This window comes from Candidatus Binatus sp. (assembly GCF_030646925.1).
Classification (GTDB): domain Bacteria; phylum Desulfobacterota; class Binatia; order Binatales; family Binataceae; genus Binatus.
Window position 1 is genome coordinate 1 of sequence record NZ_JAUSKL010000025.1, and the last position, 8,625, is coordinate 8,625.

The following is an 8,625-nucleotide window of genomic DNA, read 5'->3' on the forward strand; positions in this document are numbered from 1 at the left end:
ACATCCTCGGCTGGCAGGGTGCGCGAGCGCACTCTATCCCTCAGTTCCTTGCGCTCCCTCGGGGCCAATCCAAGCTCTCCATCAAGCATCCCTTACGATACACTAACCCGATACCAATGTCACTGTTACAGGCCACTAGTCAACTCCACGTACACTTTTCTCTCATTTTTTACCGGGCAACAGGGTCCTCAATCCGCATGCATTACTGGAGAAGAAGAGCCAGAAGAGCCAATTGATTGTTGATTCATTTCACAGGTTGAGGAGAACCCGCCGTTCGTACTACGTAGTCCGCGTTCCCGGGGACTGAGACGCTGACGGAGGCATTCGCCGACGAGGCGATGAAACCAAGTTTGTACCCACGATCGAATTGATCGGCAACCGCCGAGATAGCACGTGAGAAGCCGAGGCCTTGATCCTCGTCCATGGATGGAACTGTGCGCTCATTGCCCCCCGAGGCTGAAGCGATCGCATCGAGGGTCAGCTCGTCGACCGCGTCCGTTACAGAAGCAAAGGTGCCGACCGATGCCGAAACTCTACCTACGTTGGGATCTCCAATTCCGATCGCATAAACGGGCACACCACTCTGCATTACCTCTGTGATTAGGCGGTCTTTGGAAGTAAGGCTGGCATTGTCCATCCCATCGGTCACGAGCACCAGAACTCGATCGCGATACTTTGCCTTAGACAGGAGCTCGATGCTCCTTGCGGTCGCGTCGTAGAGCGCCGTTTGACCGAAAGGATGCAAGAAGCGTAGTCGCCGTTCGATCACCTTGTGGCTGGTCGTCAGCTTCTGAAGTATGAAGGTCCCGCTGCTGAATGCGATGAGCGCTACCTCGTCGCATGGATCAAGACGCTGGATCAGCTTGCCGAATTCGCGCCGCACCACTTCGATTTTCGGTGTCATGCTGCCGGAGGTGTCGATGGCAATCACTATCGATTTGGGAATGGTGCCGTCGTCCTCGTGAAAATAAACGATGGGGTCATTGACGGGTTCGAAATGTGCCACGAAATCAGCCTGCTTGAGTCCTGTCACGGGCTTCCCGCCGCGATCGGTGACCGACACGCGAACCTGGGAGTATCCGGCCTGCTTCGCGATCAAGGCTGGCGCCTGATCCTTGTACACGCATTGGCCAACAGGCGCCGGTGGCGGTAGGGCCGCCGCGGCAGCGAGCGTTTGTCCAGACGCTTCCTCGACACGAGTAGTGGCATCGGCACGTTTCGGCAGAGCGACAGTTAGCGCGGCGCCAGGTGGGGCGATCGTACCGATCGTATAGCCCTGCCCCAATTGCTTGGTAGTCGTTGCGATCGCGTTCGCCAAGGAAACGCCATTGTCCTTCTCTACCGGCCGAGCGAACAACGCCTGGCCGCCGCCTGCATTCGCCAAGCGGCGCACCGCGGCCTCATCGACCCGGTCGGTCCCGGTCAACTTTGCAAACAGCCCGGTTTTGGCGGCGGGGTCGCCGATTCCGATTACCCATACCGCGACGCCATCTGAGCGCGCTTGCGCCAGAACTCGAACGCCTTGATCAATCGCTGCCTCATCGAGCCCGTCTGTGAGAATCACCAGGACTCGGCTCGGGTAGTGCGCCGCTCGAAGCTGCGAAAGCGCCATTCTGATCCCATCACCTAACCGGTTCTGACCCGCCGGAAGCACATTGTAGATCTTGACGAGCGCCAGCTCGTGATCGGTTGTAAACGACTGAATCAGAGTTACATCTTCGAGCGAGGCAGGCAGATCCAACTTCTCTGGATCCAGGCCGGGCAGGTATTTGCCACCGACCAAGACTGCGGCGACTTCATCGCAATCATTCATGCTCGACAACGATCCTTCCAACGCGCCGCGCACCAGCGAAAGACTTGAGGACATGACCACAGTCTTGTTCCACATACTGGCAGGCACGTCGCCGACCAGGACCAGCGATATAGGGTTGGCGCCACTCGGATTCTCGTGGAACCAGGAAATGGGATAGGTTCGGCCTCCTGAATTGATCGAGAAGTCCGACGCAGTGAGTCCCGTGATTGGTAAGCCCGAGGAGGCGCTTACTGCAACTGAGAACTGGGTATAGCCAGGTGCCGAGAGCAGATTCGCGGGCGGCAAGTCAGACGGACGACAGAGCTCGAGCAACGGAGGGGGAACTGCATTTATTGGCGCGATGGCAGGCGCGCCGGCCCTGGGGGCCACAGCCCGAGGTTGGACGGTCGAGACGCACGCCGAAGCCAGGATAGCGAATACGAGAAACGCATGTGCGGGTTTGGGCTGATTCAGAAAATGCATCCGATGAAACCGCCTAACAGAGCGGTCCGACCATGCTAACATGTTGTCGTCGAGCTGGGAATCAGCAGGATTGGTCAGGTCACAATGAGGAAAGTGTACTCATTTATCCTGCCTTCACTATGCTTTTTTCATGAAAATCTTTGAATGAGTCCGACAATCGGCTGACAATCAGCCGTGGCCGGCGGCAAATCGTTGCCGACGCGCGCACACGAGCTAGTAGAACGCCATGGACAAAAACTGTCCACGGTATGGCTCTCGTCTCCGATACATCGCAAGCCGCGCCTCATAATCCTTGTTGTTTACCTTGCCGGCGAGTTCCAGGGCTGACATCTGCCACTTCACCGCTTCGTCGAATTTCCCATTTTCCGCGTAAGCCGCGGCCAATGTGTCCAGTACAAATGCACGCTTCCATGAGGTCAATTCGCAGGCTCGCGTCGCATACTCTACGGCCGCGGGTCCATCGCGATATGCGCTGATCGGCGATGTCGCAAGCGACCAGCCGTAGGCGTTGAACATCCTCGGCTTATCGGAAAAAAGACTCGATGCTTCGTCGAAATCAGCCCGCGCAGCCAAGAGATTCCCCCGCTGTGCGAATACGGTGCCTCTATAGACATAGAGTCCGGAGGCGATTGGTTTTATTGCAATCCCGGAATCGAAATTTTGGATCGCCTGGGTCAAATCGCCCTTGGCCTTGTAGGCGACCCCCCGGGCCAAATAGTCGAACCACTTGGGATCGAGTTCGATGGCGTGCGAATACTCGGCGATGGCGTCGTCATATTTTCCCAGGCATATCATCGTGTCGGCTTTGCCTGAAATGGCGCGCACCTCGTTCGGCTGAGTGGCAAGAAATGCCGTGAATTCTGAATCGGCTGCCGAACAATCATTGCGTCGGAGCAGTACGTAAGCCTTCGAGAGGGGATCGGGTGCGTCGAGTCAAAAAAATACCGGACCCCGAAAGGCCCGGTATTGCTCTGCAAAAAGCGAAATGGCTTTCGCGGTTTAACCTACTTTCTCTTGAGCCGGAACGGATTGTTTCCAACGTTTCAGGCGTCCAGCGTCATCGTCGGTGTTTCTCAGATCCCTCCACGTGCCGTGCTCCTTTGAAAGATAGATCGCCTTCTCAATGGCTTGCCGAATTCCGGCACGTAAGCTCTTTTCGGGTTTTTTCTCCATGGTCTACACCTCCAAGAGTGGACCGACTGCCGTGAATTGCCCAAGGAAGGGCAACATTTTATCGAAGATTTGCTGCTGCTCCGTTGAAGCTTGTGTAGCGAGATCGCGCGTTAGCCCTAATTCCGTTGATATTCGCGCGATTTCGCTCAAGTAAATTGAGAACCGATGCTCCGGGTACTTCTCAACTAAGTGACTAGCAATCGCTTCTGCTTCCTTTCGCGTATATTTGTTAAGCAATAAACGTACCGCGTACTCTTCGGCGACCTTCAAGATGCGCGACATCTGAGTGTACCGCACGACATCCACCCTCTCGAAGAGCGGTCGGACAGTATCGGCAGTGAATTTCATGGTCATCGGGAACAGAGTGGAAAGCTTCTTGTTAGTTCGGTCAAGAAGCAAGAACATTTGCCGGTCAAACGCTTCGAGTGCAAAAGCGTGCAGGCGTTCAAGCGCCTGTACTTCGTCTAGAGCCGAAAGATGTTCCTCACGTTCTGGATCGAAGAGTTGAGCGTCAAGCGGTCCTAATTCGGCAGGCGGACGGCCCAGCAGAATCTTATCTGCGCCAAGCGCAAGCAGTGTGGCAGCGCTCTTCGCGTAGCGTGGTACGACCGCAACAAAGCTTCCACAACGTTCAGTCAAAAGATTTGCGAGCTGAAAGGCGCAGTTTGCAATTCCTCCTGGCGAATGAATTAAGAGAGCTATGGGGCGACCCGGAAGCAATGACATATTCTGTAGGAACAATTCAAAAAGTGCCGGGGCGACAGTCCTTAAATCTTCCTGCTCTCGATTCTCCGGCGGATGCTGGACAAAGAACCAGAGCGGCATTTGCAAGTTTTTTTCAAGCTCGCGTGCAGTCTCTACAAAATCCGTCGGCAAGACGATGGGATCAGCATGGATCGCTGCGGTGTAACGTTTTGGTACAGAGGGTGCAACGGGTAGAACCGGGCCGTTAACTATTGTTCCGCCGTTGGATGCGCTCTGCCCCGCTGCGCTATTTTTGCCCTTGTCAGCCATCAGCCACGAAGCGAGACTGTAACGCCCCATTTAGTGAATATCAAGGACGACCGCGCCATCGCGATTTGGCTGCTTTCTTGCCGATTTCGCTCAACTGCTGTTTTGACAGGTTGGCGGCCCGCGCCCTTCCGCCTTTCAAACCGCCCTTCCGCCCTAGCTCGACAGCAGCCGGATTCCGATTATCCTCAACGCGATCTTCGACCTGTCCCGTCGCGATATCTCCAATGAGCTTGGCGAGAGCGATCGGGTCGCGCGGACGTTTCTTGGGGGTTTCAGCCATGACGATATTATCGCATGACCTGCCACAGGATGCAGCGCTTCGTCAACGGCTACGGATTTCAAACTGACCCACTACCTGGGAATCCGTTCTTCCTGGATGGTGTCGTGCGTGCGCTACTTTCGGAGGACAAGCTGGCGCGTCACACACGGGTTGAAGTCCAGCATCTGAAGCTTCCGGAAAATGTCCGCGAGTCGATTCGGCGCAGTCTCGAACTTCTCAGTGAAGCAACGCGCTCCGTTCTGGACATCGCCAGCGTGATCGGAAACGAGTTCGAGTTGGATCTGGTGGCGCAGTCCGCCGCTCCGGGGGCCGCCAATCTGGTTGAGCTGATCGATGAAGCAGCGAGCGCAGGAGGTCGTGTCCCGAAATCCAGCATCCAAGACCGAGTACCGTTTTTCGCACGCGCTGATTCGCGAGTTCCTCTATGCAGAATTGGGAACTGCTGAGCGCGGGCGGATTCATCGCCTGGTCGCCGAGGGACTCGAGAAAATCCACGCCTCTCATCTCGAGTCGCATCTAAGCGAGCTGGCCCATCACTTCCGTGAAGCGTCCTGTGCAGAGAGTGCGCAGAAGGCGTTTGACTACTCGATCCGCGCTGGACAGGCGGCGGTCGAGGTCTTCGCGTACGAGGAGGCTGCCGCACATTGGAATGCGGCGCTTCGACTGGCGGAGACGCTGGATCTGGAAATCACAAAGCGGGCACGTCTCCATCATCGGATTGGCTCGGTGAGCCGCGCCTTCGACTTCAATCACGGTATTGAGCATCTGGAAGCCGCACTGAAACTCTACCAGCAGATTGACGATCAACGCGGGATTTTTAAGCTGCACGCCGAATTGGGATCTGCGTACGCGCAAACGACTCCCCGGATGAACATCCCGCTGGCGCTGAACCACTACCGAGAGGCCGAAGCCCTGGCTGAGGAGGGCGGCGATCAGGCGTCACTTGGAAAGCTCTATCGTGGCAGCGGTATGGTCTGCGTCGAGACGTTTCGAAGCGATGACGGACTGATAGCTTCGCAACGTGCCATGGAAATATTCGAACGTCTCGGAGACAAGGCAGGATGGGCCGACGTGAAGCCGCGCACACGCGCAGATTTAAGCCGTTTCGGCGGAGAATGCGGGACGTCGAGGACTGACTGGCGGAGCAAGGGCGATTCGAACTGCCGCGCCACTATTGAAGCCAACTCATCCCAAAAGCTTCGGAGTGTTCGGACCGTCTTCAACCTTGCAGAGAGCTTTATTCGAGCAGAATCAAGCTCTTTCCGTCTCTGAGGCACACAATCAGGGGTAAAGAGAGGACTGGCTGCCGGCCTTGAAACGAGCGATGTGTGTGACCATCTCCGATGGAGGCACACGAGGAATGAAGAGCAATCAGGGTATTTCGAGACCAAGAGAACGCGCCGGCGATCTAGCTGGGCTTTCAAAACTGACGACTGACGATCTCAGAAAGCGCTGGCGGCAGCTCTACGGAGCTCGACCGCCGGCTCGGATCAATCGGCCGCTGCTGATTCAGGGCATTGGATACCGGATGCAGGAGAAGGCTCATGGTGGCCTCAAACCCGCCACTCATCGGCTGCTGGCGCGAGTGACGGAAGCAGCCGCCGCCGGCCGCGAAGTGGTCGTCACGCCCGAGCGCAGTCCGCGGCCGGGTACGATGCTGGTGCGAGAGTGGCACGGCGTCACCCATCAGGTGACGGTGCTCGACGATGGGGTGCTGTACTCGGAGCGGCGCTACCGGTCGCTCTCCGAAGTGGCGCGCCTCATCACCGGCTGCAGATGGTCTGGACCACTCTTCTTTGGTCTGCGAGCTCCTTCCAGCGAGCAAGATCATGCAGCTCGCTAAGTCTGCGATCCGGCGCTGCGCGATTTACACCCGTAAATCTTCGGAAGAGGGACTGGAGCAGGATTTTAACTCGCTGCACGCCCAGCGCGAGGCGTGTGAGGCATACATAAAAAGCCAGGCCGGGGAGGGGTGGCAACTCGTCACCACGGCCTTTGACGACGGGGGTTATTCGGGCGGAACGATGGAACGAGCTGCCCTGCAACGGCTGCTGGCTGATATCCGCGAGAAATTGCTCGATGTGGTGGTGGTGTACAAAGTTGATCGGCTGACTCGATCGTTGGCTGACTTCGCCAAGATGGTCGAAATCTTCGACGCCGGTGGCGTCTCGTTTGTAGCGGTTACCCAGCAGTTCAATACCACGACTTCGATGGGGCGGCTGACGCTTAACGTGCTGCTGTCATTCGCCCAGTTCGAGCGAGAGGTAACCGGCGAGCGGATCCGCGACAAGATTGCGGCCTCTAAGCGTCCACGAGCGCTTGTTTCACAAGGCCTTGCAGCCGTCGCTTGGTGGGCTGCCACGGAGGTTTTCGCCTCTTCTGGTTTGCTGCCCTTCCGCTCGCTGTTTCGCCGCACACGAATCTCAAGCTCCCAATAGAAGTGGCGAAGCGCAATGCTGTAATCTGCCGGGGTAGCCGACCTTCTACATTTGTGCAGGGAGATCGTTAAGGGGCGGAGAGGACGATGCGAGCGAAATTTGGTTCGGAAGGATTTGGTAGAATTCGGTCGACATTGTTGAAACAGCAGCCGACGCAACTGATCCGCCTCATCGGCGAACTCTACCACCTATCGAAGGAGAACGAGCGCTTCCTCGAGGCGCGCCTCGGCGGGGCGCCCAAACAGCTTCCGATGTACCAGCAATTCGTCGCCGACTGTCTCTGGCCCGATCCCCTTCGCAAGGGAGCGAAGGTCCAGATTGCCGAGGCGAAGCGTGCGATCAGCCAATACGAACGAGCGACCGGAGATGCGGCGGGCACAGCCGAACTTATGCTGACCTTCGTTGAGCAGGGAACCGGGTTTGCTGCCGACCTTGGATACGGTGACGAGGGCTTCTTCTCCTCGCTCGAGGGCATGCTGTCACGGGCCTTGGGCAGCCTCCAACGATGTCCGGATGAGTTTCGCCAAAATCTGCGGCCTCGCTTGATTCGCCTCTCCGAACTGGCGCAGAACATCGGATGGGGATACGGCGACTTCGTGAACGAAGTGATCGCTCGGGCGGTCGAGCCAGATGTATGAAAAGTCGGCGATCGTCGGCGATTCGCCGAGCGTGTGAGGACGCGCTAAGCGTGCCGAGTACGGAGGAACCTTCACGAATGCCCCGAATGGCGTGACGACTAAGAAGGATACGATCCGATCACAACCCCAGACGACATCGCTCGACAGATGGCGGTTCTGAAGGCCCTGTCGCTACTAAAAATTCCATCTGAACCGGAATTTCAGTCGTAGCTTTTTGTACTGCGGAAGCGATGGGATATGAGACTCCGGAGCAAGCGCCAATAGCTCCTATTCCACCAGTGCCTCCAGTTGAATGACGATCTAGGTATTCTTATGAGGAGACTTCTTGTGATTTTGATAATAACCGTTTTCGCTATGGCGGCTGCTCCGCCGCTCTATTTCGGTGCGAACCTCTTCTATTTCCCGTATTTTGGAGTTGCGCTACCAGGCATGAACCTAGCTGACGCTTTCTTCGAACTGAGTGCGGAACTTATCTTTGTCGGTATAGGGTTGGGGGCGTTGTTGATGCGCCTCAAGGCCGAAACGCGAGAACAGAGATGGCTTAGCGTTTCTATAGTCGCCGACGTCATGCTTTTCTTCGCGATCAAAACACTCGTTTGGTTGATTCCTCAATTCGCCGGGGCACTTGAAATGATTATTCCTATACCACGAAGTCTTTTGATCGTGCTCGCCATTTGGGCTGGCTTCAGATACCCGCAAACAAAAGGCGACAACAGAGCCCGCGCCACACGGTGAGCCAATGAAAACGAAATCGTCGGTTCAACCCAACGCCACACAACCGCGGTACCGGTGGGACAGACAGGTCGG

Annotated in this window: 8 protein-coding genes and 1 pseudogene; 5 read left to right on the plus strand and 4 right to left on the minus strand. The window is 56.6% G+C overall.

Going from position 1 to position 8,625, the window contains the following annotated elements; genetic code table 11:
• Positions 1-244: 244 nt before the first annotated feature.
• From Q7S58_RS03305 to Q7S58_RS03320, 4 genes are all read right to left on the minus strand, one after another.
• Positions 245-1,888 carry a VWA domain-containing protein gene (locus Q7S58_RS03305; RefSeq protein ID WP_304820779.1) on the minus strand — a complete coding sequence of 548 codons (1,644 nt, stop codon included), beginning with the start codon at positions 1,886-1,888 and terminating at the stop codon, positions 245-247.
• 600 nt (positions 1,889-2,488) lie between these two features.
• Positions 2,489-3,172, minus strand: coding sequence for a tetratricopeptide repeat protein (locus Q7S58_RS03310; protein ID WP_370655447.1), 684 nt, complete (start codon positions 3,170-3,172; stop codon positions 2,489-2,491).
• A 102-nt stretch (positions 3,173-3,274) separates the two neighbouring features.
• A complete protein-coding gene (locus Q7S58_RS03315; RefSeq protein ID WP_304820784.1) occupies positions 3,275-3,448 on the minus strand; it encodes a hypothetical protein in 174 nt (57 codons plus the stop codon).
• Between the two features lie 3 nt (positions 3,449-3,451).
• Positions 3,452-4,462, minus strand: a complete 1,011-nt coding sequence (locus Q7S58_RS03320; RefSeq protein ID WP_304820786.1) for a hypothetical protein — start codon at positions 4,460-4,462, stop codon at positions 3,452-3,454.
• Positions 4,463-5,075: 613 nt separating this feature from the next.
• On the opposite strand from Q7S58_RS03320, the gene Q7S58_RS03325 reads away from it, so the two are divergent.
• From Q7S58_RS03325 to Q7S58_RS03345, 5 genes and pseudogenes are all read left to right on the plus strand, one after another.
• Positions 5,076-6,014, plus strand: coding sequence for a hypothetical protein (locus tag Q7S58_RS03325; protein ID WP_304820788.1), 939 nt, complete (start codon positions 5,076-5,078; stop codon positions 6,012-6,014).
• A gap of 88 nt (positions 6,015-6,102) precedes the next feature.
• Positions 6,103-6,585 carry a DUF2924 domain-containing protein gene (locus Q7S58_RS03330; RefSeq protein WP_304820790.1) on the plus strand — a complete coding sequence of 161 codons (483 nt, stop codon included), beginning with the start codon at positions 6,103-6,105 and terminating at the stop codon, positions 6,583-6,585.
• Positions 6,572-7,051: pseudogene (locus Q7S58_RS03335) on the plus strand (recombinase family protein); the annotation flags it as partial. The gene Q7S58_RS03330 and the pseudogene Q7S58_RS03335, both read left to right, overlap by 14 nt.
• 215 nt (positions 7,052-7,266) lie before the next feature.
• Complete coding sequence (locus Q7S58_RS03340) at positions 7,267-7,818, plus strand: hypothetical protein (RefSeq protein ID WP_304820794.1); 552 nt, start codon at positions 7,267-7,269, stop codon at positions 7,816-7,818.
• Between the two features lie 327 nt (positions 7,819-8,145).
• Positions 8,146-8,553, plus strand: a complete 408-nt coding sequence (locus tag Q7S58_RS03345) for a hypothetical protein (protein ID WP_304820797.1) — start codon at positions 8,146-8,148, stop codon at positions 8,551-8,553.
• Positions 8,554-8,625 lie beyond the last annotated feature (72 nt).